This window comes from Sorangiineae bacterium MSr12523 (assembly GCA_037157775.1).
Taxonomy (GTDB): Bacteria; Myxococcota_A; Polyangia; order Polyangiales; family Polyangiaceae; genus Pendulispora; species Pendulispora brunnea.
In genome coordinates this window covers 10,133,737-10,158,778 of the sequence record CP089982.1, presented here as the reverse complement: position 1 = coordinate 10,158,778, position 25,042 = coordinate 10,133,737, and the positions used below count along the sequence as shown (strand labels likewise).

Here is a 25,042-nt window from a genome sequence, read left to right as displayed (position 1 = left end):
CATCCGGAGCGATCGAACGCGCCCTCGAACGACGGCGGCTCGAATCGACGCAATCATCTCCCGGGCTTCGCACGGTGACTGCACGCGCCGAACTACGGGCGGTGTGGAAGCGCCTGGATTCACGCTCGATCCGTAAGGCGCAGAGCTCGTCGAGGACTACGTCGTGCGCTGCAAGACCGGTTAGAACTAGCGCAGCCCTCGCTCTTTGGCCCTGGGCCAAAAGGGTTGGTCGCACTCGAACAAATCGTCGTCGTCAAGCCAGCCGCGCAGCCAATGTGCAAGGGTTCGTCCCTCGAGAAGCCACGCAGTGCTCCAGTCGTCATCGACCCCATTGGGGTCGAATCGATAGAGGGTACCCTCATCGGAGTCGCAGTCGATGCATGTGTAGATGGCGCACCCCCAATGATGAATCGGGAGCACGCGGGCAGGCCAGAACGATGACGGCTGCTCCGGATCCTTGGCACGGAAAGCTTGATATTCGGCTTCGGCGCTACGGTTGGTGTCCGCGCGGTGTCCGGCTTCCCCCACGCCGAGAAGGAAATACTCGGGTCCGAATCCGCCGTTGGCCACCTTCGTGTAGAGTTCGACGAGATCCGGATGGATCGCGAACCCAAGGAGACGCTCCGCCGTCGCGATGGTGTCTGCGTCTGCGACTGCAGGAATGGGCACCGCGAGCATGCGGGCGCGCTCGGCATTTTCGACAGCGACGCGATACCGAAGGTCGTTCAGAAGGCTGCGTTCAAGCGGCATGAATGTCTCCTCGAGAAGGTACGTGAGCGACTCTGAAACGACAAGACCGTGCACACGTAGTTGGCCAGCATGCCGCACGCTTTGGCCAAAGAAACCGACTCCCGCGCATACTGGGGTTACGAGCCCCAGCGGATGTCCCAGACTCCGTCCTCATCGAGGTGGATTCCTTCGAAGTACACGTGGTGCACGTCGACGCCGCCGAACCACTTGCTGGAGGCGCGACTCCTTCGCGCCGTCTCTTCCACCGCCGCACAGAGATCACGGACGGAGAAAACGGAGCCGTCGGGGGCGAGGTGCTCGACCACCAACTCGCCCAGGCGATCGCGCATGCGGATGCTCGGCGTCCGCATGACCACGCGGCCCCATTCTTCTTCGGTCAGCGCACGAAAATTGCCATCTTCGAAGACCTTGAAGGTGATCGATGCATCCGTGACGCGCGCCGTGGGCGGGGCGGCCAGGTTCAAGAGGTTGGGCGTAATGCGTGTAGGCTCCTCACTCAACGCGAGGTGCAGCCGCCCCGATAGTCCCGTGAAGAAGCGGAATGCGTCGTCGTTCAGTTCCATGTGCATGTCTCCAGAGCCACCACGAAGCCTTCACCGAATCTTACAGTCAGCCAGGTCGGCGCTTCTTGGCAATGTCTACCTCGGCCCATGTGTTCCTGCGGTGTCTGTCGGTGGAGGCTGCGCACTTCTCATGCCACTCCGAGGGGACAAGCCAATATCCGAAAAGGGGCGACACCCAGCTCAAACGCTCGCCGGGCGCTTTTTTAGAAATAGCCGCCAATGAGTGGGAAGGTCCATCGTGCGCACTGCGGCCATAGGGACGGGGTGCCCGGTGATGAAGGGCGGTCATCAGGCGCGCGCGGGAAAATGTCCTGAGAAATGGTGGTCCGCCGATTCATCAAAACGAGTGCGAGCCCGCCGATTGCCGCGGTAGCGCCGACCCCCACGGCCATTGCGCCTGCCATGTCGTCATCGCGGTCTCCCGGTTGAAACACGAGCCTTCTCCCCAACAGGAGCGCGAAGCCCGTGAGGGTCGTCACCGTACCTGCACCGAACACTACCCATCCCACCACCGAAAGTGCCTTGGAGCCCGAGTGAACGTGAATCACCATTCGACCGCCATCGGGGGCGCGGAGCACGAACTTTGCGGACGGATGGATTCCCGGACCCGCTACGCGATAATCGGGGTCGGATGGAAGCTCCCGATCACAAGGCGCGAGGCACACGGGGTGCCAGTCGTTATGCATCGAATCGAAGTTGCGTTCGATTCGCAATCCGGAAGACGAATCAAGATGCGTCCAGACGACTCCCGGCTCGGGGTCGGTCGATTTCGGGCGTGCCGGAGGCGTGGAAGTTGCTCCCTCGGCCTTCGCAGGCAACACGCTAGCAAGAACGGATGCTGTGGTGATGATAGCGAGCAACGTCTTCATTCATGTACCCTCGAAGCGGGACGGCTTTCGGGTGGCAGGCGACGCCGTGGACGAAGCGTGAATCGCGAGGCGGCAAAGCGCACTATACGTTCTCGTGGCTGCGGTGGAGTCATCTCTGCGTTCCAGAGAACAAGTTTTCTACAATAGACGTCTTTCGTTCCCTCGCATTGGCTCGTCCGCCGAGGGGCGCCAGCGGGCCGCGTCGAGCCACGGCCGAAATGGCCGCGCGGTCAACGATGACCGACGCCGGGTGAACCGCCGTTGCGGGGCGGGTGGCCCGTGCATACGATCGCTGCGTGACAGAAAATTTGAAATGCCCGCACTGCAGTGGACAACCGCTCTATGAAGGAACACGTGGCACGAGCACTCTTCACGGGTGCGGTATCTGTGGCGGCGTTTGGGTCGGCAATGACCTGGCGAAACGTATGTTCGAGCGACTCGACGCGGATGCCATCGCACTCGCCGATCTTGCGTCACGAAATTCCGTCCCGCATCCGATTCGCAATCGCGAGCCGAGATGTCCCCTATGCAAGAAGACTCTGCGCAGGATTACCGTCGACCAAACGCTTATCGAGATCGATCTGTGCGATGAGCACGGGACGTGGTTCGATCGATACGAGTTCCAGGCGGTGGCGAGAGTACTCCAGAAGGCCCCACCGACGTTCGAGAACTTCCCCGAGCCCCTGCGATTCGACCCTTCGGATTACCATCCTCGGAGGAGCGACGGGGGCTCGGGCGATGGTGACGGGGGCTGGGGATTTGATTTTGGCGACTTTGGTGACGGTGGCTCGGATGGTGACGGCGGTGACGGCGGTGACTAGGCGGGCGGTATTGTCACGACGTCACGAATTTTGAGGCTGATGGACGCTGTCCGCCGGCGCGATCCGTGTCGGACGTTCTCGCACGGGAAGGAGCTCAATGTCACGGGGCGGGGGCGAGCGCGATGCGCTCGGTTGGACCGGGGCCCGCACCCGCGAGCCGGATGACGCCAATGCCGGCGTCGTCGTGGAATCCCACCATGCAGGTGGTTCCCGGGCAAGCGACGCTGATCCCGTCGGCCACGTGCGATGTCGACGGTTCGAGCGTCACCGGCGAATCAACGAGGGAGCCATCGACGCGAATTCGCTGTTCCATCAATGCGGAGGCGTTGTACTGATTGGTGAGCCAAACGACATGAAAATACGTGCCATCGAATCCAACCTCGACGTCGCGCGCGCTCCCTCCAATCGAAAATGGGTGTTCGCCAATTCTGCCTTGGACCGCTATCATCGATGATTGGTATTTGTCTTGATACGACCACACTTGGGCGAGAGTGTTTCCCCCGTAGGCCAAGGCGGGAACACTGGAGCTGCTGTATCCCCCGTTGGGGTTGGCTTGGTCCGGATAACTGTGGCAATCACCAACCCTAACCTCCGGGTTCGTCGGAGGGCCTCCCGGCCGCGGAGGGGCTCCAGCAAACGCGCACAATGTGACTAGCGAGCCATTCAGCGAAATGGCTGCGGGAAACTGTTCCTGTATTCCATCCGGGGGCCTGTATTCGGTGGCCGGCCCCACCGACCCGGAGCCGTCGACCCGCACGTTGCCGTAGGATCCATTCGCCCAGCCCACGTCGAAGAAGCCCGCTCCACCGGCCACAACGACTCGTGTGCCGACATGGAGATCATCGATGAGGCCCGACCCCGGGCTGCCGATGACGATCGGCTGCGAATCCAGGGACTGCCCTTGCCTGCTCACACGCGACCCATGGAGGGAGAGGGTCCAATAGCCTGGTCGCCCGTTGAGCCAAGCCACGAGAAAGTGCTGCCCATCGTAGCCAGCGGCCGCCACATTTTGATAAGCCGTCGTGTCCGAGGCCAATGTGACCCGCCCGAGGATCGTCCCATCCTCGGCAATGCGTGCGCCGTGGACTCCTGCTTGGACGCCACCCGTCCAAACGAAGAACGCTTGCGTTCCGTCGGTGGCTGCACCCACCTGACCTAGTGGCGCCGCGTTGCCACCTGCGTCCGGGGCCGAGCCGCCGTCGTCGGCGTCATGGACGGCGCCGCCATCGCCGGCATCATGGACGGCGCCGCCATCGCTTGCATCCGCAGCGTCGCTGGGTGAAACGTTGTTTCTATCGCTACTCGGCGCGGCCTGGCCGGATGAGCAGGCGCCCAAGGCAATGAGCACGAATCCCAAGGAGATGGAGGCTGACTTCATCGAAGTAATCCTTGTCGAGACCATCACTCCGACATTTGGCGTCTCCACGCGGTTTCCATCACCACCCCAGACTTTTTTTGTCCGCTGCAGAAATTCGTGCTCGACGGGATCCGTCGACGGCACGCCAACACGCGTTGGTACGAGCGCCATTCCATGCGGGCAATCTCAGCCAAGGTACATGGCCTGATGTTATGGTGACGATAGCGAGCGTGAATCGCGAGGCGGCAAAGCGCAATATTCGGGTTTCGTGGCTGGGCGGAGTAGGGTGGGCCAGCACGAAAGAAGACTCGAACCATGAGATCTCTTATTCCTTTTGCCCTCGCACTCGTCGCCACCGTCGGTTGCGCGGCTCGTTCGCCCGGTCACCCGTCTTCTGGGGTGACGATGACGCTCCCTGCGACGGACGCAAGCGGGACCATGCGACCGGAGCCGGATGCTCCGATTGATGCCGCACTTCGCACCCAGGTCATCGATGGAGTACTCGAAAAGCTCCCCGCAACGTACGTCTTCCCAGACGTTGCGACGAGAATGGTCGCGGCCGTCCGTGCGAGGGTGCAGCGGCATGAGTACGACGGGGTTAGGAGCTCGGTCATGCTTGCGCACTTGCTCACCGAGCATCTACGCGAGATCAGCCACGACAAGCACCTGCGGGTTCGATACAGCGCCTCCCCGGTTCCGCCCGACCGCGACCCGGCCAAACCAACGGATCTTGCCAAGCGTGAGCGAGAGACGAGGTTCGCGCGCGGTGTCAATTACGGTATCGAGCGTGTCGAGCGGCTCGAGGGAAACATCGGCTACCTCGAGATGCGTCGCTTTTTCGAGCCCAGTTTGGCGGGGGAAACTGCTGCAGCGGCGATGACCTCCCTTGCGGACACGGACGCCCTGATCATTGACCTGCGCCAAAATGGCGGTGGCGAACCTGCGATGGTGGCCTTCGTCGCGACATATCTTTTCGACGCGGAACCGGTGCATTTGAACGACATTTATTTCCGACGTGACGATCGGATTCGGGAATTTTGGACTCTCCCGTTGATACCCGCTAAGCGCTTCGGTTCGAAGAAACCCGTGTACATCCTCACGAGCACACGCACATTTTCGAGCGCGGAGGAGTTCACTTACGATCTCAAGGCTCTGAAACGTGCCGTCATCATCGGTGAGACGACACGTGGGGGCGCCAATCCTTGTGACGAGCACCGCGTTACCGAGCACTTTTCCGTGTTCATTCCCGACGGTCGGCCCATCAATCCGATTACCAAGACCAACTGGGAAGGCACAGGGGTAAAGCCAGACGTCGAGACATCCGCCGAAAACGCGCTTTCGACGGCGCACATCCTGGCCATTCGACAGCGAATCGCGCAGGCCGACGATCACGAGAGCGATGCGCATCTGCGTCAGATACTCGACGAACTGCAAACGAAATTCGGCCGCCGAGAGTGAGCACGCGGTGGACATCGTGGGGCGGAATTTACTAAGTGTATGGCGCCAAACGTGGTTCTCGGCTTGAAGGAGGCGGAGCAGATTGATCTCGAGAGCAAGAGCGCGGATTCATGGGCTCAATGTCGCGGTAATAGCCACGATGCTGCTTGGGTGCGCAGGGGAGGCGGGAAAGGCGCCCGCCTCGGCGGGCAACCCAGGGTCAAGCACGCAAGTGGTGCCGCCGCCTCGGGCCTGGACCATCGCGGACTACGGAGATGAGTACCGCTCGACGGGGTGGGTTCGTCCCAAGCGGCTCTCGGGGACGGAGCCCTCGTTCTTCCAAGATGGGAAGTCGTGCGCGGCCTCGAATGTCGAGGTGGCAGCCGTCATCATTCGCTGTCAGCTCGGGCTGGATGGCATCGTGTCGAAATGCCATAGCGACGTTGCGGTCCCCGGGTGCGAAGTGGCCACCTCCGAGGCATTGCGCACTATCGAGTCGACGTATCGAATCAGGCCACCAATCTATAACGGCCAGATCATGGCGGTGCCCTACTCGTTCACGTTTCGAATTCGAGCCGACGCACCCAATCCCGCGCCTTTGCATTGAGCGATTCTTCGGCCCTCCCGACGACCAAATCGATTCTCGATGAATGGCTAAAAGGTTACTCTAAACAAAGGTGCAATTGTCGCTCGAGGAAGGTCCGTCGCGGGAGGCGTTCGGATGACGCTGGGGGCCGGCACACGCCAAACGGCCGCCGGCTTCACGGGGCGCTGTGCCGCCTTGACGACCTGGCCCGTCGTCGAGATCTCATTCATGAGAACGAGTGACAAGGCGCTTATGGCCAGCACCGCCGCCCCCGCGAGGAACGAGACGGTGGCCTGGTCACGAAACTGGTCGCTTTCCTTGGCTCTCTCGGCTTCGTCTGCGCAAGCACGATAAAGATTGAGGCACGTTTCGTGGAACGTGGCGGCCATGAGCAAACCCAACGAAGTAAGGAGCGCGGCCACGCCCACCACACCGCCGGTCATGGCGACGCCACGACCGATTTCTCGCGCGTGCGCACGCGCCTTCACGTCCGCGATGGGCAACTCGACACGGTCTCCCGCTCGGCCGACGATCGCGTACATGGCCACAATGGTTCCCAAGCGCGCCCGCAGCAGCGTATCGGGCGTGACCACCGTCGAACATGGCGAGGTGCACAGCGGCTGCCAAACGTTGTCTGTATCGCGGCCTTCGATGACGACGTTCTTCGCATGGGTGGCGACCACCAAGATGCCCTCCTCGGCCTCACCCGCGTATGCCGCCTTCGATGTGAGCGGCGCGACTGCAAGAGTTCCCACCACGACGAGTTTTCTCCACATGCGCGAGAGCGTGCGGCACCTAGCGGTGCTCCTTCAAATGACAGGAGCTGACGTGAGCGTGTACGCGCAATCCTGATTGGGCAGCCACTCTCCCGTGGCCTGTATCCCTCTCTTTGGCGGCCGGGCTCATTTCATCCCGACGACCAAATCGATCGTGCAGCACCCATGGTGGATATTCGCGTGCGAGCGTTTTGAAGCGCGTGGCAGCAGCTTCTAGGCCATGACCGCGTGCCCGGAGCGCGATATCCTCCTCGAGGAGGGATCATGGCGTTCGAAATTCCGAGCATGGCGACCACGCACCTCGAACCGGGGTGCGTGATCAAGTGCTGGCAACCGACTCCGAACGTTTTCGTGACCCACGCGGTGGGGCATCTTTCGGAAACGTGCGTGCAGTACTATGCCTCCCGTGCCGAACGCGCTCTTCGACGGGGCGAGACGATTACGCCTTGTCACCATTGGCTGGGTGTCCGTGGATACAGCGCCGAGGCGCGCAGGTGGATCACCGAGTGGCTGGCTCGATGGGACGCGCAACTCAATCCAGCCGAGCTGCTGATTTCCTCACCGCTGGTGATGATGGGGACCTACGTGGCCAACATGGAGACCAAGCGCAGCGTGACGGTCCACAGTCGCGAGGAGGACTTCGTGGCGGCGCTCGCGAGACTCATCAGGCAGTCCACCTTGCCCACGTAGCCAGCGCCTTGACAACTTAGGAGTCCTAACTAGACTCTTCTGGCATGAGTGGGAAGCGCCTGCCTTATTTCGAGGAGCACACCGAGCCGCTGGCCGCGCGCATCGCGACGGGCCTGCACAAAATTGGGCTCGCGATGAAGCAGCAGGCCTGGCTGCAGGCCAACCAAGAAGGCTTGTCGGCCACGCAAGGGCAGATTCTTGCGGCGCTCGTTGCGCATGGCCCGCTCACGGGCTCGGAGTTGAGCGAGCGTCTCGGGATTACGCTCCCGACGATCAGCGATTCGGTGCGTGTGCTCGTTGAAAAAGGGCTCGTCACGAAGTCGAAGGACCCTCGCCATCCGCGCGCAAGCCTGCTCACGCCGACCCAGAGGGGGGCGACGTTGGGCGCCCGCGCGCGCTCCTGGCCCGAGTTTCTGGCTGCATCGGTGAACGATCTCGCGCCGGAGGAACAGCGGGCGTTCTTCTCTGGCGTCGTGAAGATGATTCGCTCCCTGCAAGATCAGGGGCTCGTTCCGGTGAGCGGGATGTGCGTGACATGCACGCATTTCCGCCCGAACGTCCGCGCTGGAGCGTCGCCACATCATTGCGCCTTCGTCGACGCGCCCTTGGCGGACGAGCAACTGCGCCTCGACTGCCCCGAGCACGAGCATTTCATGCGCCCCGTCTGAGCGCGTTTTCGCGAACACGCCCGACATCGAGTTTTCCGCGGCCATGCCGGCCGACGGCAAGAGCGGAGCTTTGCTCCGAAAAAGGAGATGACCATCATGAGCAGCCTATCCGGTTACACCTATGGCACTTCGTCGGTTGCGAAGTCACCCGTGACGCTCGCCGAGTTCGAGCAGATGAAGGCAAGCTCCCTCTTCGGCGAGGAAGACGTGAAGTACCTCCGCATGTCGCACGACGTCGTGAAGGACGAGGTCGAGGCGATTCTCGATGTTTGGTACGGCTTCGTCGGGAGCCAGCCGCATCTCCTCGCGTCGTTCACGGGCAAGTCGGGCGGCAAGCCACTCGGCGACTACCTCGGCGCGGTTCGCAGGCGTTTCGGCCAATGGATTCTCGACACCGCGCGCGCCCAGTACGACCAGCGGTGGCTGGACTACCAGCATGAAATCGGCCTTCGCCACCACCGCGCGAAGAAGAATGCGACCGACGGTGCCCCCTCGACCGATATCGTGCCATTTCGTAATCTCTTTGCACTCCTTTTCCCGGTGACCTTTACGCTGCGGCCGTTCCTCGCGAAGAAGGGGCACTCGGCCGAGGAGGTCGAGAAGATGCACGCGGCATGGGTGAAGTCCTGCCTGTTGCAGCTCACACTATGGAGCCATCCCTACGTGAAAGACGGGGATTTCTGATGAGGATACCCCGCCTTGCTCCCGAGTGGACGACCACGGAGTGGCTCAACACCTCGGAGCCGCTCACGCTCGAGCGCCTTCGTGGCCGCGTGGTGCTGCTGCACGCGTTCCAGATGCTCTGCCCCGGATGCGTCACACGCGGCATTCCCCAGGCCCAGCGTGTCGCCGAGTATTTTTCGCACGAGCCTCTCGTCGTCGTCGGTCTGCACACCGTGTTCGAACACCACGAAGCCATGCGGGTGGAGTCGCTGCGGGCGTTCCTCCACGAATACCGAGTTCGATTTCCCGTTGGCGTCGACGCGCCCGATCCGGCAGGTGGTTTCATTCCTCGAACGATGAAGGCCTACGCCATGCAAGGCACGCCCACGACGGTGCTCATCGACGGCGACGGGCGAATCCGACAGCAGACATTCGGCGTTCACGACGATCTCCGTCTCGGAGCCGCCCTCGCGCAGCTATTGAGCGAATTGCGCGGCGCGCGCCACAGCGCCGTCGATGGCGCCACGCTGGAACCCAAGCGGTTTGGCTGCGATGAAGATGGATGTGCAAATCGTTGATGGAGTCGCGTTTGCTGCTCGCAAATGCGTTACGAAATTTACGTTGCGGAGGGCAATGCGCGACGGTATGCCATCCAAGGAATAACACCAGATCATCCGGGAAGGGGTGCCATCATGAAGCACGGGCCGATCCAGATCCAAGAGCCGGTTCGCGCCAACAGTGATATCAATATTACGCCGTTGGTCGATATCGTGCTCGTGCTTCTGATCATCTTCATGGTCGTTACGCCGCTGCTCGAGAAGGACATTTTGGTGCGCATTCCGAACAGCGAGCAGGCACCGCCGGACAATGTGCCTTCCGACCAAATTGTCGTTCACGTGAAAAACGGCGGAAAGCTCGACATCAATGTGCGGGAGGTCACGGAGAACGACTATGTCGCGGAGCTGAAGAAGCGCCTGGATCCGCGTCAAGAGAGCGAGCGTGTCGTGTTCTTCGTGGCCGAGGAGCAGGCGAACTACGGTCGGCTGGTATGGGCCGTGGACGCGGCGAAGGTCGCCGGTGCCGAGACCGTCGGCATCGCAACGGACGCCCTACAGTAGGCGTTCCGGTTATCACACCGATAGCGAGGGATAATCCGTATAGCCGTTCGCGCCGGGGGTGTAGAACTTCGCGTGGTCGGGAACGGCCAATTCGGCCCCCTTTTGCATGCGCAGCACCAGATCGGGATTGGCAATGAAGGGGCGGCCGAACGACACCATGTCGGCTTGCCCCGCGTCGATGGCGGATTGAGCACTCGCCGCATCGAAGCCCGCGTTCAAGATGATCGGACCGCCGTATGCGCGCCGAATGTCCGAGGCAAGCGCATCGAACCCGTCTCGGGCCGCTCGCACGAGGTGCACGTAAAGAAGGCCTCGTAGCTTGCCCGCGAGCGCGAGGTACTGCGCTTCCACCATGTCGTGCTGCGGCAGATCGTTGTACGTGCTGTACGGCGAAAGGCGGATGGCGAGGCGCTCCGCACCGATGGCCGCCGCGGTGACCTCGATGGTTTCGGCGACGAACCGGATGCGCCGCTCCACGCTGCCGCCGTATTCGTCGGTCCGCCGGTTGGTATGCGGGTGCAAAAACTGCTCGAGCAGATACCCATTGGCACCGTGCAGCTCGACACCATCGAATCCGGCTTCGATGGCCCGCATAGCGGCCGATCGGTACTCGTCGCGCGCCTCGTGCAAATCGCTCGCACTCATGGCCTCGGGGGTCGGATGGGGCTGCAATCCCTGTTGATCCGTGTACATCTGGCCCTCTGCGCGGACCGCGCTCGGCGCCACGACGCGCGCGTTCTCAGGCAGATTGAGCGCATGCGCGATACGACCCACGTGCATCAACTGCGCGATGATCTTGCCGCCGGCGGCGTGCACGCCTTCGGTAACCTTGCGCCATCGGGCCACGTGCTCGGCCGAAAAAAGGCCCGGAATGCGCGCATATCCGAGCGCATTCGGCGAAGGGGCGGTCCCCTCGGTGATGATGAGCCCCGCCGATGCACGTTGGACGTAATAGTCGCGGTGCAGCTCGTTCGGCAGGCTGCCTTCGGCGCGGCTGCGCGTCATCGGCGCCATCGCGACGCGGTTGGCCAGTTGCAGTGGACCAAGACGAAACGGTGAAAACAAGGACATGGAGAACACTCCTTCGAGTCGCCGCCCGCTTTCGGTGGCCGACACCGGGAGCTTGAGCCCTTTGGATGGATCTGGACAGTGACCGCCTTTCGGACGCAATGTCCGGCCATGCGGACAATTCGCCACGCCGATCCGAACGCGGTCCTCGCCTTTCTCGAGGTGGTCGAGCAGAAAGGCTTTCGACGCGCCGCCCGCACACTCGGTATTTCGAAGTCCACCCTGAGCACGCGGGTGGCGGAGCTCGAAGAGCACCTTGGCGCACGGTTGCTCGCCCGCACCACCCGAAGCGTTACCCTCACCGACATCGGCGCGAGCTTCTACCGCGATGCCGCCCGTGCCATGGCCGCCCTGCGCGCCGCCGAGGCCATGGTGAGCGATCGGCAGGCCCACCCGAGTGGAAACCTGCGAATCACGGCCGCCTTCGAGTTCGGGCAGGTGTTCATGGGCACCCTCCTGGCGAGGTACACCTCGCGTTATCCGGATGTGACGCTCGAGATCGAGCTCGTCGATCGCCGGGTCAATCTGGTCGAAGAGGGCTACGATCTCGCCCTTCGTTTTGGCCACTTGGACGATTCGGGCCTCATTGCTCGGCGTCTCGACCGTTCCCGCCAACGCATGGGAGTCTTCGCCAGTCCGGAGTACCTGCGACGCGCCGGCGTGCCCAAGGATCCGCGGGATCTCGCCGCGCACCGGACTCTCGTCATGCGTGGGGCGCAAACCCCCACGACGTGGACGTTTCGTGGAGACCGCAAAGCGCGCACCGTCTCCGTCACGCCGTATCTCGCGGTCAATAGTTACGTGGTGCTCAGCGAATTGGCCATCGCGGGGGTGGGCATTGCCCGCTTGCCCATGGCGAATGCGGCCCACGCGCTCGATGATGGGCGGCTCGTCGAGGTGCTCCCTCGATTCGCCCCTTCTGCGGTACCGCTTTTTGCCGTCTATCCAAGCGCGCGCAACGTTTCACCTGCCGTTCGCGCGATGATCGATCTGCTGATCGAGCACTTCGAGGTCGCCGGCGGCGTCGACTAGGCGGTGACTGCGGCCGCCACGATCAGAGCACAATACGCGGCGGCGGCGATCCTCGGCTCCCAGTATTCGAGAAACAGGAAGCCAAAGATCAACCACGAGCCGCCCGCGGCGATGGATAGGACGATGGCGGGCCATCGCCCCAGCAAATCCATCGCGCGCACCGCCACGACGAGGGCGAGAAGCCCGAAGAGAACCTGTCCCAGTGCGTAGGCGGTGTTGAGCCCGAAATAGAGCGTCGTTTCGGGCCCAGGAGGCCGCTTGCCCCGCACGTATTGCGAGACGACGTCGATGAAAAAAATGCATGGCGCCGGTGAACGCGAGGACACCGTACGCGGCGTAGACGAGAATCTTGTGCATCTCACGCACTAGTCTTGGTCGTTCTCGAACCAAAGTTTAGTGAATAGGACGCATGTGAAATATGAACAAAGTTTATGTGTTCCAGGCCCGCTCGTTGCCGGGCCCGGTAGCCTGCGCTAAATCCCCAAGGTGGTAAAGGGCTGGCACTTCAACGGGGCGGCGTTCTCCGGATCCAGCCCGCGTAGGATCAATTGCGTGATGTTCGGATCGATGGCCATGCCCAGGTGGCCGGCGGTGTCGAAGCTGCAGGCATTCTGCAGCACGATGTTCGTCACATTGTCGCCGCCGTTTTCGACGACACCGCTCGTGTAAGGCGTGACGACGTTGTCCACGCGCGAGACGATGTTCGTGTACGTCGGCCCGGCCACGGTGACGCCGCCGGCGTTGAGCTTTTGCGCGAAGGGCGAGTTCGGCATGAACTCGAGGCACGATGCGCACGCGTGGCGGCTGAACAAATCGGCCAGCCCGGGGGCGACGCTGGTGAGCAATCCGATCAACGTGGAGAGGCCCTGCAAGGTGGTGCCCTTGTAGTTCGCGCCGAAGCCCACGAAGTGTTTCACCTTCGCATCGCCGCCGAGGAACTTCATATAGTACGCGGGCACCGTGGTGCCCTCGGAATGACCGACGATGTCGACCTTGGACGCGCCGGTGGCCGTGAGGACTTTGTCGACGAAGGTCCCGAGCTCGGCGGCGCTGTCGGCCATGGAGGCAAGGCCACCCACCCACGGCCCGAGCACGCCCGTTCCGTACGTCAATGCAAATACGCAATAGCCCGCATTGGCGATGCGCGGGCCATGGTAAAACCAATTACCATCCGCCGTGGAACCGAGGCCGTGTACGAGGATGACGGGCTCGGGATGCTCGCTGCTTGGTTTGCAGTTGAAGTCGTTCGCCTGGGCGCTGGGCGCGGCGCTCGATTCGAGATTCTGAACCGACACGATGGGAACCGGGCCCGTGAGCGCATCGGCCGCGGGGCTGCCTGCCCCTTGGTCGGCCTCCGCTTGCGTTCCGGCCGTACAGCCGCCGAGCCAGAGTGCGAGAACGATGGACCCACCCACGCGGGCAACACGGGACAGACGAGCGTTTGCCATACCGAGCACCTCCTAGGAGAGAGACTCTATGAAAGCGGCACCCACCGGGCTTGTATGAGGAGGCTTTTCTAATTGCGCAAACCGACTATTTTGAATCGCGAATGCGCGCCCCGTTGCGATTTACCGTTTATTACGGATTACGGCGCTTCCTGCTACTCGCACCCACGTGGGTTCTGGCTCCGGCAACGCCGTATCGCCGGCTCACCCCGACGCTATTGCTCGCCTGCAAAGAGCCGTTCCAGCTCGAGGTGAACGATGACGCGCCGCGTTTTGCACGCGCTGCGTTGATCGCACCCAAGGTTTTGCGGCGGCGCGTCATTGCCGTGGACAGTGATATGGCAATTTTCGATTTGCCGATGCACTCGATTCCCACGCCCGAACCGGTGCGCGTGCTGGATATCGAGCGCTTTGCGCCGTTGCTGCCGGCGTTGGCGGAGGCGTTTTCGGGCAGGCTGCCGGGCGCCGAGGTGGGGCGCTTGTTCGATGCTGCGGTGCGTTTGATCGAAGACGTGCCGCACGAGCCCCATCATGATCCTCGCATCGAGCAGGCGCTGCGCCTGATCGACGAGCTGCCCTTCGACGAGGTGACGGTGACGGGGCTGGCGCGTCGGTTGGGACTATCGTCCTCGCGGCTTCGGCATCTCTTCAAAGAGGTGACCGGTCACACGATCAGCCATTATGCGCGTTGGGCGGCGGTGTGGCGCGCGTGCTCGCTTTGGTCGCAAGGGCGGCGTCTCACGGAGATTGCCCACGAGGTCGGCTTTCACGATTTGGCCCACCTCGATCATGCCTTCGTGGAAGTCTTCGGGTTGAATCCCTCGTCGGTGATCGATCCGGAGAACGTTACGCTCATCCGCTGTACGTAGTTCGCAATCGACCACCGACACCGCCCAAGACGGCGAAAAACAAGGCGCCTGCCCCCGCGAGGGCCGCGGTCACCGTGAAGGCCCCTTCGTAGCCGACGAGGGTCACAATCAGGCCGCCCGAAACGCTGCCCGTGAGGACCCCGAGATCCCAGCACGCGGTGAGTGCACCGAGGGCGGCTCCGTGTTGGTCCGTCGGGGTGCGATTGACCACGACCTCGACCGTCGATGGATAAAGAAGCGATACGCCGACCGCCACCAAAGCGACACCCACGAGCACCATCGCCATCGAGTGCCCCATGCCCACGAGCACGAGCCCCAGCGCCTCCAGCCCGGCGAAGGCCACGGCCACGCGATGACCGCCGAAGCGGTCCACCAGCGGACTGCCCAGCGCGCGTGACAGGAGAAAGCAAAACGCGAATAGTGCGAGCGCAATCTCTTGTCCGCCGAGTCCCGCATGGGCGAGTCGCAAAAGAATCAGCGCCGCAATCGCCCCATAGCCGCAGCTCGCGAGCCCGAAGGCGAAGGCCGGCGCCCGCGCGCCCGCTGGAAAAAGCCATCCGCCGCCATCCTCTCCGGCACGCGCAGGCGGTGCAGCCGTGGTGGCCACGAGCCCCCACGTGAGCACGGGCAACGCCGTGACGGCGCCCCACACGGTGATGGAGCCGCCGGCGCGGAGCAACACCAACGCGGCAAAAGGACCCACCGCGAGGCCAGCCCACATCGATAGCCCATACCATCCGGCCATGCGCCCGCGCCGATCCGTGGCGGCAAATTGCAGAATCCATGCGACGGCGCCGGTGAAGACGCTGCCTTCGCCCGCGCCGAGGCACAATCGCGCGAGGAAAAGCGCCGCCAGGTTCGGCGCGAGTAAATGGCCCAGGCCGCCGGCGACGCCGAGCAGACCGCCCGCGAGCACCACCCTTCGTGCAAGCCCGCGATCGGCGGCGCGCCCCACCAGAGGCCGTGTCACCGCGGCGGCCACGGATGCGACGCCGATGACGATGCCCACACCCAGCGGTCCCGCACCAAAGCGATTCACCAAGTAATCGGGCAGACTCTGCAACGTGACCCCGAGGGCCACGTATCCAAAAAAGGTGGCCAGCCACAGACGTACGAAGGGAGCGCGGTCATTCACGGAGCTCAATGTGGGGTGGGTACGTCATCGTGAAAAACGATTTGTTTCGATGTGAGCCATCGTTCAGAATGATGCCCCATGAACTCCGCGGATCTGCACGTCTTCGAAGCCGTCGCCCGCCACGGCGGCATCGGAAAGGCCGCGCGTGAGCTGGGCACCGTTCAATCGAACGTCACCGCGCGCATCCTCGCCTTGGAGGAAAACCTCGGAAAGCCGCTGTTCTTCCGGCATGCGCGCGGTGTTTCGCTCACCCGTGCGGGCGAAACCCTGCTGCCTTACGCCGTGCGCACCGCGCAGCTGTTGACCGAGGCGCGCCGCGCCCTGGACGATGGTAAGCCCACCGGCACCTTGGTCATCGGCACGTTGGAAACGACCGCCGCGGTGCGCATGTCGCCGGTTCTCATCCGCTACCGCAAGCGCTACCCCGAGGTCGACCTCACCTTGCGTACTGGCTCGTCGGCGTCGCTCGTCGAAGACGTCGTCGCGTACAAACTGGAGGGCGCCTTCGTGGTCGGTCCGCGGCATCATCCCGATCTCACGGAGGAGACCATCTTCGAGGAGGAACTCGTTCTGGTGAGTGCTCCCTCCCGCGCGGATTTGCGGGCGGCGCTGCGTTGCGAGGGCGTGGTCGTCTTTCGGCCGGGCTGCTCCTACCGGCAGCGCCTCGATCATTTCCTTGCCGACCGCGGTATTGCGATGCCGCGCCGGCTGGAGTTCGGCACGCTCGATGGGATCCTCGGTTGCGTCGCGGCGGATCTCGGCATCACGTTGATGCCACGCTCCGTCGTCGAGAATGCGGGAAGCCATCGCGTGAAGGCGCACACGCTTCCAAAGCGCTACGCCTTTACGGAAACCGTCTTCGTTCGCAGGCGCGATGCCTTCGCCTCGCGTGCCCTCGTCGAATTCGTTCGCACCGCGAGGGGACAATGAGCTTTACGCGTGATGACGCCCTCGCGCGGGATGCGGCGGATCCGCTGGCGCGCTTCCGTGATCGGTTCGATTTCGGGCGCAGCACCTGCATTTACCTCGATGGCAATTCCCTCGGCCGCCCGCCCCGAGCGGCCATTGCGCGCATTCGGCGCGCCATGGAGGACGAGTGGGCCGGTGAGCTGGTGGCTGCATGGGACCATTGGATCGAGCTCGCACGCGAAGCGGGGGACGTGCTGGCCGGCATCGTGGGCGCCGCACCCGGGGAGGTCGTCGTTTCCGATTCGACCAGCGTCAACCTGTACAAGATTGCCGCGGCCGCCTTGGATGCGCGCGGCGATCGCCGGGTCATCGTCACGGACGACGACAATTTTCCCACCGATCGATACATCTTGGAGGGGCTTGCGCGCGCCCGCGGTCTCGAGCTGCGGTCGATCCGCACCGACATCGACGAGGGCGTGACCCTGGCGCGGGTGAAAGAGGCCCTGGGCACGGACGTCGCGCTGCTGTCGCTTTCGCACGTTGCTTACCGCTCCGGCGCCATCGCCGATCTGAAAGGCATCACGGCGGCCGCCCACCAAGCCGGCGCGCTCGTTCTCTGGGATCTTTGCCATTCGGCGGGCGCCGTGCCCGTCGATCTCGCCGGTGCCGGTGTGGACCTGGCCGTCGGTTGCACGTACAAGCACCTCAACGCCGGTCCCGGTGCGCCTGCATTTCTCTACGTGCGCGCGGACCTGCAGCCGCAACTGCGCCAGCCGATCTGGGGCTGGTTCGGGCAGCGCGACCAATTCGACATGGGCCCCGAGTACCAGCCGGCTGACGGCATCGAGCGATTCCTCGTGGGGACGCCGCCCGTGCTTTCGCTCTACGGCGTTCTCGAGGGCGCGCGGCTGACCGCCGAGGCAGGAATGGCGGCCATTCACGACAAGGCGCGCGCGCTCACGTCCTACGCCGTGTCGCTGTACGATGCGTGGCTCGCGCCGCACGGCTTTCGGCTTGCCTCTCCGCGCGATGCGCACGTGCGGGGCGCGCATATCACGCTCGAGCACCCGGAGGCCTGGCGATTGTGCCGTGCGTGGAAGGATGCGGGCACCATTCCGGATTTTCGCACGCCCGATCGCCTGCGCATCGGCGTTGCGCCTTTGTACACGCGCTACGTCGATTTGTACGATGGCCTTTCGCGATTGCGCGACATCGCGGAGAACAAAGCCTACGAGGCCTACCCGGCGACACGCTCACGCGTGACGTGATTCACATTTGCGGCGCGCGGCCTTGCGGTGGACCGGAGAGGACGCGCTCCACCATTTCCTGCACCACCAAGGTGGCATCCTGGCGTTGAACGAGCTCGGGATCGAACTCGTGCGACCAGGTGAATACGCTGCTGGAGAAATACTCGGCCAGCAAAGGCACCATGCGAAATGCGCTTTGGCCGGCGGATTTTGCCGCCGTTGCCGCGCGCGCGGCATCGCCGCGCTCCTCGGGCGGAAGAAAGAACGAGTCGTGGAAGACCACGGCGCGCGGTCCCTCCGCCGAGCCGCGCATGGAGGCCCAGCGACGGCCCGAGGCGGGCACGGTCGATGGCGTGTCGCTCGACGCATAATCCGGATGGGGGACCAGCTCGTCGCGTGGCTCGTCCATGAGCCCGGCCATGCCCAGCATCTGCACGAGATCGCCGTACCACGGCGGCAGCGCGCGCACGGTGAAGCTGTCGCGCGGGCGTGCCTGCATCTGCGGATAGAGTCCCGCGAGGTGCCGCGAGATTTCCCGATAGGCGATGTACGCCCCATGATCGTTCCAATGCGTATCGGTCAGCGTATACACCTGCTGCCGCGTTTTCTCTTCCAGCAGCGCGCCACGCAAATCGAGAATCTTGACCCGCGAATGCGCACTCATGTGCAAAACGAGTTGGTCGAGCCGCGTGGCGCCTCTCTTTTCGTACCCTTCCGCGAGCATCTCCCCATAAATCGATTCCTTGTTGGGGGCGATGACGACGATGTAGTGGCCTCCGCGCGCCGCCATCCAATCCGCGCGCGCCTCGAGCTCGCGCTGCCACGCGACGAGCTCCTCCGGGGACATCGGCCGCTCGCCGCGGTGGATCTCCATCGAGTGATCGCCGGTGTAAAAAAGCCAGCCATCGCGGCCGCGCACGACGTCGTTCATCGAGGCGACGCCAAAAGCGAGCTTGCTCTGCGCGTGCAGTTGAATGAGATCGTCACGGAAGCCGAACGAGTCGTTCCAATACGCATCGAAGTCGTGCGGGAACTGCCGCGCGGCGGCCAAAGTCGTGGGGAGCCGCGGCGCCTCGGCCTGTCGCCGGTTTTCGCCGAGCCGTACCGCGTTGCGCGCAGGCGCCCAATGGCGCGCCAGCGGCAAGAGCATCCCTGCGACGAACAATGCAATGAGTGCACACTCGGTGCGATGCCTTTTCAATGTCAAAATCGGAAGTAAATGAAAGGGTTGTACGTATTGGCGGACAATTTGATGGCGCATCCGAGGAACACGAGGCCGAATCCGGCCACCCGCACCGTCGATGCCATGTTTGCACTCATCGCATCGGCACGTTGGACGAGGGCGCGCCGCACGGCGGGCAAGCATGCGGCACTGGCCACGATGCCGACGAGGATGGCCAGCGCACGTTCGCTATCGAGGTAAATGCTGCCATTGTAGTGCGCGCGCGGGCCCAGCCCGGCGAGCGCACGAAAGTAGACACCCGCGTGCCCGAGGGAATCCACACGAAAGAGCACCCACCCCATCATGATGGCGAGCAGCGCATACGCATGCTGTAGCGCGCGCGGCCATTGCGAGAGCACCTTGGCCAGGCCCGCGCGCTCCATGACGAGGAATGCCCCGTGGTAGATCCCCCAGACGACGAACGTCCAGCTCGCGCCATGCCACAAACCGCAGAGAAAGAATACGATGGCCAAGTTAGCGTACGTGCGAAGCGGGGAACCTTTGTTTCCGCCCAGCGGGATGTACAAATAGTCGCGAAACCAACGCGACAGCGACATGTGCCAGCGCCGCCAAAATTCCGTGAGCGATGCGCTCACGTAGGGATAGTCGAAGTTCTCCGGGAAGCGAAACCCGAACAGCGCCGCGAGTCCTATGGCCATGTCGGAGTATCCCGAAAAATCGAAATAGATCTGCAGCGAATAGCAGACGATGCCGAGCCATGCGAGCGGCGTGGCGAGTTGCTCCGCGGGGAGGCCGAAAATGGCATCCGCCGATACGGCGACCGTATTGGCGATGAGCATCTTCTTTCCCAAGCCGAGAATGAAACGCTCCGCGCCGGCGGCAAACCGCACGGTGTCCACATGACGCCGAATGAGTTGGTGGGCAATTTCGTGGTAGCGAACAATGGGGCCGGCAATGAGCTGTGGGAAGAATGCAATGTAGAGCGCGAGCAGAAATGGATTGCGCTGGGCCGTGGCCTGGCGGCGTCGCACATCGATGACGTACGAAAGCTGGTGAAACGTGAAGAACGAGATGCCCAGCGGTAGCTCGATGTGGCCCATGGTGAGAGGAGCCGCGCGCGGAAAAGCCAAGATACGGAACGAATCCACCGCTTCGACGGCGAATGCGGCGTATTTGTAGAAAATTAGAAGCCCTATATTGATAGCGACCGCGCCAAAGAGAACGAGCTTTCCGGATATTCCCTGGTGATAACGCTCGACGAGCAGCCCCAGGGCATAATTGAGTGAAACGGAGGCGAGCAAGACAATGATGAACCTTGGCTCGCCCCACGCGTAAAAGAGAAGGCTGGCAAGGAGAAGAACCGCGTTTCGTGCTGCGAACGGCACGACGAAGTAAAGCGTAAGGACGACCGGTAAGAATAAGAACAAGAAAAGCGGCGAAGAAAAGACCATGGAAAACGTGCCCCGCGCATAGTGTCCAAAACTTCGCGCAACGGCTCATGATTCAATGGAAAGAGCAAGGCTTCGCCGGCGCGTGCTGGCTTATTCGCTCCAATGTCCGGACTCCGGTTGGTGGGATCGGACAATCTTCGTCGCGCAGTCTTTTTTTTCGTGCCGGGCGCGGCCTTACTGCGGAATCATTGGCCGCAGCAGGTTGGGGGGGCTAGCCGCCCGCAGCCTTTTTGATGGCCAGGCGAATGCGCGGGTACGAGCCGCAGCGGCACACATTTTCAATGGTGTCGATATCGTCGTCCGTCGGGGCGGGCTTTTGCGTGAGCAGGGCGGCGGCAGCCATGATTTGGCCCGCCTGGCAGAATCCGCATTGGGCGACGTCGCAGTCGATCCAGGCCTGCTGCACCGGGTGCAAGGTTTCGCCTTTGGCCAGGCCCTCGATGGTCGTGACCTTCGCGTTGGCCGGGAGGTCGCGCATGGCGACCAGACATGGGGTGAAGGCCGTGCCGTCGAGGTGACAGGTGCACGCGCGGCAGACGCCGACGCCGCACCCGTATTTGGGGCCGGTGACTCCGAGTTTGTCGCGCAGGACCCACAAGAGGGGCATATCGGCAGGGGCGTCCACCGTGACCGGTTTGCCGTTGAGCGTGAAGGTGTAATTCGGCATGGTCGTGGCTCCTGTTCATCCCATGACGGGAAAACGGCGTGGGGTCGTTCCGGTCGCGCGGGCGTAGGCGTTGGCCACGGCGGCGGCGGCGGCAGGGTAGGCGAGCTCCCCGGCGCCGCCGGGTTCTCCGGTCGTGGGCGGTAGAATATGAACTTCGAATTCCCGCGGCGTATCGCGCATGCGCGCATAGCGGAAATCGGAAAAGCTGCTTTCGCGCACGGCGCCATTGTCGATGTGCAGGCCCGCTTGCAACGTGACGGAGATTCCGTCGACGGTGGCGCCCATCATCTGCGCTTCGAGGCCGCGCGGATTCACCGCACGCCCCACGTCGGCCGCGACCACCGCCTTGGTGACCCGCGGCCCCGCACTGTCTCGCGTATCGATTTCGACCAAGCAGGCCACGCACGATTTGTATTCCTCGTGCAACCCAATGCCCTGGGCCATGCCCGGCGGCATGGCCCGGCCCCAGTTTCCAGCGCTGGTGACCTTGTCCAACACGGCTTTTGCACGCGAGGACGACAAGGTCGCGCGCCGGAACGCCGCAGGATCTTTCCCCAAGGTGCGCGCGATTTCGTCGACCATGATTTCATTCGCCACGGCCACGAATCCCGAATAGACCGAGCGCCAGCTCCCGGTGTTCATCTCCAGGGGCACCTCGGACAAAAGCTGCGAGGTGATGCCGAAGTTGTAGGGCACCTTCTCCGTCAGCAGGAAGAAGAGCTGGTTCGGCACCCCGCCGAGCAGTTTGAAGCCGATCGCGGTGAGCGCCTCGCCCAGGCCGTGCGTGAGATCGGTTTTGACGGCGGCAATGCGGTGCTCGTAGGTGAGCACCGCCCCCAGGCCGTACGTTGCGCGCAGTTTGTGATGGCTCATAGGGCGCATGCGCCCGTGCTTCGTGTCGTCGGAGCGCGTCCACATCAATTTGACGGGGCGGCCGATGGCCTTGGAGATCTGCGCCGCCTCCAGCGCCCCATCGAAGAAAAGCCGTCGCCCGAACGAGCCGCCGCCGCGCACGACATGAAGCGTCACCGCACTTTGCGGCAGGCCGATGCTCGCTGCGATCGTCTGCTGCGCCACGATGGGCGACTTGGACGAGCACCACACGTCCGCCTTGCCCTCGCGCACGTCGGCGACGGCGGCGAGCACCTCCATCGGCGCATGGCTGACGAAGGCAAAATCGAACTCCGCATCGACGTAAGGTGTGAGCAGCGGCGGCGTAAGCGGCAGGGCAGCCGATGCGAGCATGCCTCGAATGTCGCCATCCGAGAGCCCTGCCACCGGGCCTTCGTTCCAGGTGATGCGCAACGCATCGCGCGCCTTGATGGCCTGATCGAACGTCTCCGCGGTCACCGCAATGCCACTGGGCACTTGCGCAATGGCAATCACGCCGGGCATGCCCCGCGCCGCCGAGGCATCGTACGAGGCCACGGTGCCCTTGATGGTCGGTGCGCGCGCCACGACCGTGGGCAGGGCCCCCGGCACATCGAGGTCCATGGCGTATTTCGCCTGGCCGGTCACGATTTCGCGCGCATCGATGCGCGTCGTCGGCTGGCCAATGACGGAGAACTTCGACGGGTCTTTCGGCGCCGCCGACACCGCCGGCAAAAGCACCCGCGCGGCGGTCTCCGAAAGGGAGCCATACGTCGCCGTGCGGCCATCGGGCGCGATCACCTGTGTGTCCTTGGTCGTCAACGTGTGCGCGGGCACGTCGAACTGCGCGGCCGCCGCCGTCACCAAACGCGCACGCGCGGCCGCGGCCACGGCCCGAATCGGGCCATAGAGCGAACGCACCGAATTGGACGCGCCCGTGAGCTGATTGAAAAGGATCTCCGGTTGCGCATCGGAAAGGTGCACATCGACATCGGCCAGGCGCGCATCGAGCTCCTCGGCCACGATCATCGCCGCGGTGGTGGTGATGCCCTGCCCGACCTCGGCCCGCGGCAGTTTGATGCGTACGCGATTCGACGGGTCGATCTCGATGGAAAGATTCCACGCGGTGAGCGCGCCTGCGAGGATGAGCGCGTCGCCGAGATCCACGACGTCGGGCACGCCCAAGGCCGTTTCTCCGGCCGCGGAAGAGGGTGCCGTTTCGACCTCGGCTTTGCACGCCACCGTAAGGATGGGGGCGGCGACCAAGTACGTGAGAAATCGACGACGCCCGATGGAGCCTTCATCCTTGTGCATCGCTCACCACCGTTCGAATGCCTGACCAGGTGGCCAGGACCCCAGGGTCGCTTTGTTACGAGGGGTTCATCCTAACTTCGATGCCAGTAATGATGGAATGCATTGTTATGAATTTACGATCGCCCGACTATGCCGCATTGCGTCGGGATTCGAATTCCACTCCGGTGAGACGCTCCGATACCGCGCACCGAAGTTTGGCGCTGGTGCAAAGCTCAAGAACCACCTTTGTATGCCGCGGTCGAGGAGCTCCGTACTGGAAACGCGAGATTCGCGAGCTTGGACGCCGCGTAGGCGCGTTGTGGCAGATACCTCTTTTCGCTTTGCAGGTTGTCGAAATCGATTCGGTCGCTTGCAGCGAGCCCGCTCGTGCCGCGATTCCTCGATTCACGTCGCGGCATCCTAGAATGACGTGCGCCCCCGTGCGTGCGAGCTCGACGGCCATGGCGTCCAGAACGTAGGTCCCTCCTTTCCTAACGCTCGTGAATAATGGGAGTATCGGACATAATGCGTAGTTATGTCTGGAATGGACGCTTATGCGCGTGATTTGGATCTCAATCTGCTTCGCGTCTTCGCCGTCGTGGCCGAGGAAGGGAGCATCACCCGAGCGGCTGCGCGCCTCTACGTGACCCAGCCCGCGGTCAGTGCGGCCATTCGCAGGCTGACCGCGTTCATCGGTGCGGAGCTGATCACCCGCCAGGGACGCCGTATGGTGGTCACGCATCGCGGTGCCGAGCTTTTGGCGGCTGCCCGCGCCCACTTGCAGCCGCTCGTCGCGGCGGCCATGGAGGTGCCGGTCTTCGACCCCAAATCGTCGACAGCGACGGTGCGCATCGGGCTCGACGATTCGTTGGGGGCGTTGATCCTCCCTGATTTCATGAAGGCGTTGCGGACCGAGGCGCCCGAGATGCAGCTCATCATCGTCCCCGTGCAATTCCGGACCGTCGAAGAGCTGTTGCTCTCCCACAAGGTGGATTTCGCAGTGGGCGTCGCCGACGAGCTTCCGCGCTCGATCCTTCGCCAGCCGCTACCTCCCAAGCCATCTTCCTGGCCGCACTTCGTGTGCCTTTACGATCCTCGTCATTCGAAGTTGCCGAAAAAGCTCTCCGAACGCGAGTACTTCGCACGCGAACACGTCGTGGTTTCTTATGCGGGCGACACGCGGGGCATCGTCGAGGACTCGCTCGGTCTGGCGCGGAAGGTACGCATTTCCGTTCCCGCGTTCAGCTACGTGGCGGATGTCGTCGATGGATCGCCGTTGCTGGCCACGATTCCGACGCTCGTGGCCAACCATATCATTCGGACGCGGCCGCATTTGCGGAGCACGCCCTTGCCGTTTTCGTGGGAATCGTCGATCGTCGAACTTCTCTGGTCCAGAGCTACCGACGACGATGAGGCCGCGCGCTTCTTACGCGGTGTCCTTTTGAAGGTGGCCCTCGCCCTCGTCGCGCGCGTGGAACGTCACGGCAAGAAGTAACGCGCGCGAACATAAACGGTGTGTATGTTCTGTATGCTTATTATTGGCCTCGTCTTTTGCGCGCGCCAACTTAGTTTATC

Annotated in this window: 25 protein-coding genes; 12 read left to right on the top strand and 13 right to left on the bottom strand. The window is 63.2% G+C overall.

What is annotated here, in order from left to right:
- Positions 1–186: 186 nt before the first annotated feature.
- From LZC95_39755 to LZC95_39740, 4 genes are all read right to left on the bottom strand, one after another.
- Positions 187–750, bottom strand: coding sequence for an SMI1/KNR4 family protein (locus tag LZC95_39755; protein ID WXA92571.1), 564 nt, complete (start codon positions 748–750; stop codon positions 187–189).
- A 116-nt stretch (positions 751–866) separates the two neighbouring features.
- A complete protein-coding gene (locus LZC95_39750; GenBank protein ID WXA92570.1) occupies positions 867–1,319 on the bottom strand; it encodes a hypothetical protein in 453 nt (150 codons plus the stop codon).
- A gap of 197 nt (positions 1,320–1,516) precedes the next feature.
- Positions 1,517–1,864, bottom strand: coding sequence for a hypothetical protein (locus tag LZC95_39745; GenBank protein ID WXA92569.1), 348 nt, complete (start codon positions 1,862–1,864; stop codon positions 1,517–1,519).
- A gap of 1,239 nt (positions 1,865–3,103) precedes the next feature.
- Positions 3,104–4,381, bottom strand: a complete 1,278-nt coding sequence (locus LZC95_39740) for a hypothetical protein (protein ID WXA92568.1) — start codon at positions 4,379–4,381, stop codon at positions 3,104–3,106.
- Positions 4,382–4,675: 294 nt separating this feature from the next.
- Here LZC95_39740 and LZC95_39735 point away from each other — a divergent pair, with 294 nt between their 5' ends.
- Together LZC95_39735 and LZC95_39730 are read left to right on the top strand one after the other, a co-directional pair.
- Complete coding sequence (locus LZC95_39735; GenBank protein WXA92567.1) at positions 4,676–5,818, top strand: S41 family peptidase; 1,143 nt, start codon at positions 4,676–4,678, stop codon at positions 5,816–5,818.
- A 139-nt stretch (positions 5,819–5,957) separates the two neighbouring features.
- On the top strand, positions 5,958–6,404 hold the full coding sequence (locus LZC95_39730) for a hypothetical protein (GenBank protein ID WXA92566.1): 447 nt from the start codon (positions 5,958–5,960) through the stop codon (positions 6,402–6,404).
- 47 nt (positions 6,405–6,451) lie between these two features.
- Here LZC95_39730 and LZC95_39725 read toward each other — a convergent pair whose 3' ends face one another.
- Entirely contained in the window at positions 6,452–7,138 is a 687-nt protein-coding gene (locus LZC95_39725; GenBank protein WXA92565.1) for a hypothetical protein, read from the bottom strand.
- Between the two features lie 285 nt (positions 7,139–7,423).
- On the opposite strand from LZC95_39725, the gene LZC95_39720 reads away from it, so the two are divergent.
- The 5 genes from LZC95_39720 (at position 7,424) to LZC95_39700 (ending at position 10,298) form a co-directional block, all read left to right on the top strand.
- Entirely contained in the window at positions 7,424–7,849 is a 426-nt protein-coding gene (locus tag LZC95_39720) for a hypothetical protein (GenBank protein ID WXA92564.1), read from the top strand.
- A 44-nt stretch (positions 7,850–7,893) separates the two neighbouring features.
- On the top strand, positions 7,894–8,517 hold the full coding sequence (locus tag LZC95_39715) for a MarR family winged helix-turn-helix transcriptional regulator (protein WXA92563.1): 624 nt from the start codon (positions 7,894–7,896) through the stop codon (positions 8,515–8,517).
- A 96-nt stretch (positions 8,518–8,613) separates the two neighbouring features.
- Positions 8,614–9,201: a protoglobin domain-containing protein gene (locus LZC95_39710; protein WXA92562.1), complete on the top strand. Its 588-nt coding sequence runs from the start codon at positions 8,614–8,616 to the stop codon at positions 9,199–9,201.
- On the top strand, positions 9,201–9,758 hold the full coding sequence (locus tag LZC95_39705) for a redoxin domain-containing protein (protein ID WXA92561.1): 558 nt from the start codon (positions 9,201–9,203) through the stop codon (positions 9,756–9,758). Before LZC95_39710 ends, LZC95_39705 begins: the two co-directional genes overlap by 1 nt.
- A gap of 114 nt (positions 9,759–9,872) precedes the next feature.
- Positions 9,873–10,298: a biopolymer transporter ExbD gene (locus LZC95_39700; protein ID WXA92560.1), complete on the top strand. Its 426-nt coding sequence runs from the start codon at positions 9,873–9,875 to the stop codon at positions 10,296–10,298.
- 12 nt (positions 10,299–10,310) lie between these two features.
- On the opposite strand, the gene LZC95_39695 is transcribed toward LZC95_39700, so the two are convergent.
- Entirely contained in the window at positions 10,311–11,369 is a 1,059-nt protein-coding gene (locus tag LZC95_39695; protein WXA92559.1) for an alkene reductase, read from the bottom strand.
- 108 nt (positions 11,370–11,477) lie between these two features.
- Here LZC95_39695 and LZC95_39690 point away from each other — a divergent pair, with 108 nt between their 5' ends.
- A complete protein-coding gene (locus LZC95_39690) occupies positions 11,478–12,398 on the top strand; it encodes a LysR family transcriptional regulator (GenBank protein ID WXA92558.1) in 921 nt (306 codons plus the stop codon).
- Here the strand turns inward: LZC95_39690 and LZC95_39685 are convergent.
- A complete protein-coding gene (locus LZC95_39685) occupies positions 12,395–12,724 on the bottom strand; it encodes a hypothetical protein (protein WXA92557.1) in 330 nt (109 codons plus the stop codon). The genes LZC95_39690 and LZC95_39685 overlap by 4 nt on opposite strands.
- Positions 12,725–12,871: 147 nt before the next feature.
- Entirely contained in the window at positions 12,872–13,846 is a 975-nt protein-coding gene (locus tag LZC95_39680; GenBank protein ID WXA92556.1) for a lipase family protein, read from the bottom strand.
- A gap of 101 nt (positions 13,847–13,947) precedes the next feature.
- Between LZC95_39680 and LZC95_39675 the strand changes: the two genes are divergently transcribed.
- Positions 13,948–14,712 (top strand): AraC family transcriptional regulator, encoded by a 765-nt coding sequence (locus tag LZC95_39675; GenBank protein ID WXA92555.1) that lies wholly within the window; start codon positions 13,948–13,950, stop codon positions 14,710–14,712.
- Here LZC95_39675 and LZC95_39670 read toward each other — a convergent pair.
- The gene (locus LZC95_39670; protein WXB00260.1) at positions 14,696–15,847 is read right to left on the bottom strand and encodes an MFS transporter; all 1,152 of its coding nucleotides are present in this window, start codon (positions 15,845–15,847) and stop codon (positions 14,696–14,698) included. The two genes, LZC95_39675 and LZC95_39670, sit on opposite strands and share 17 nt — an antisense overlap.
- 78 nt (positions 15,848–15,925) lie before the next feature.
- On the opposite strand from LZC95_39670, the gene LZC95_39665 reads away from it, so the two are divergent.
- Positions 15,926–16,777, top strand: coding sequence for a LysR substrate-binding domain-containing protein (locus LZC95_39665; protein ID WXA92554.1), 852 nt, complete (start codon positions 15,926–15,928; stop codon positions 16,775–16,777).
- Entirely contained in the window at positions 16,774–18,024 is a 1,251-nt protein-coding gene (gene kynU, locus LZC95_39660) for a kynureninase (GenBank protein WXA92553.1), read from the top strand. Before LZC95_39665 ends, kynU begins: the two co-directional genes overlap by 4 nt.
- Before the next feature lies 1 nt (position 18,025).
- On the opposite strand, the gene LZC95_39655 is transcribed toward kynU, so the two are convergent.
- The 4 genes from LZC95_39655 to LZC95_39640 all read right to left on the bottom strand — a co-directional run bounded on the left by LZC95_39655 (position 18,026) and on the right by LZC95_39640 (position 23,488).
- On the bottom strand, positions 18,026–19,204 hold the full coding sequence (locus LZC95_39655; GenBank protein ID WXA92552.1) for a hypothetical protein: 1,179 nt from the start codon (positions 19,202–19,204) through the stop codon (positions 18,026–18,028).
- Positions 19,205–19,206: 2 nt separating this feature from the next.
- On the bottom strand, positions 19,207–20,571 hold the full coding sequence (locus LZC95_39650; protein ID WXA92551.1) for an MBOAT family protein: 1,365 nt from the start codon (positions 20,569–20,571) through the stop codon (positions 19,207–19,209).
- A 277-nt stretch (positions 20,572–20,848) separates the two neighbouring features.
- The gene (locus tag LZC95_39645) at positions 20,849–21,304 is read right to left on the bottom strand and encodes a (2Fe-2S)-binding protein (protein WXA92550.1); all 456 of its coding nucleotides are present in this window, start codon (positions 21,302–21,304) and stop codon (positions 20,849–20,851) included.
- 15 nt (positions 21,305–21,319) lie between these two features.
- Entirely contained in the window at positions 21,320–23,488 is a 2,169-nt protein-coding gene (locus tag LZC95_39640) for a molybdopterin-dependent oxidoreductase (GenBank protein ID WXA92549.1), read from the bottom strand.
- 514 nt (positions 23,489–24,002) lie between these two features.
- On the opposite strand from LZC95_39640, the gene LZC95_39635 reads away from it, so the two are divergent.
- A complete protein-coding gene (locus tag LZC95_39635) occupies positions 24,003–24,962 on the top strand; it encodes a LysR family transcriptional regulator (GenBank protein WXA92548.1) in 960 nt (319 codons plus the stop codon).
- The last annotated feature ends 80 nt before the right edge of the window (positions 24,963–25,042 follow it).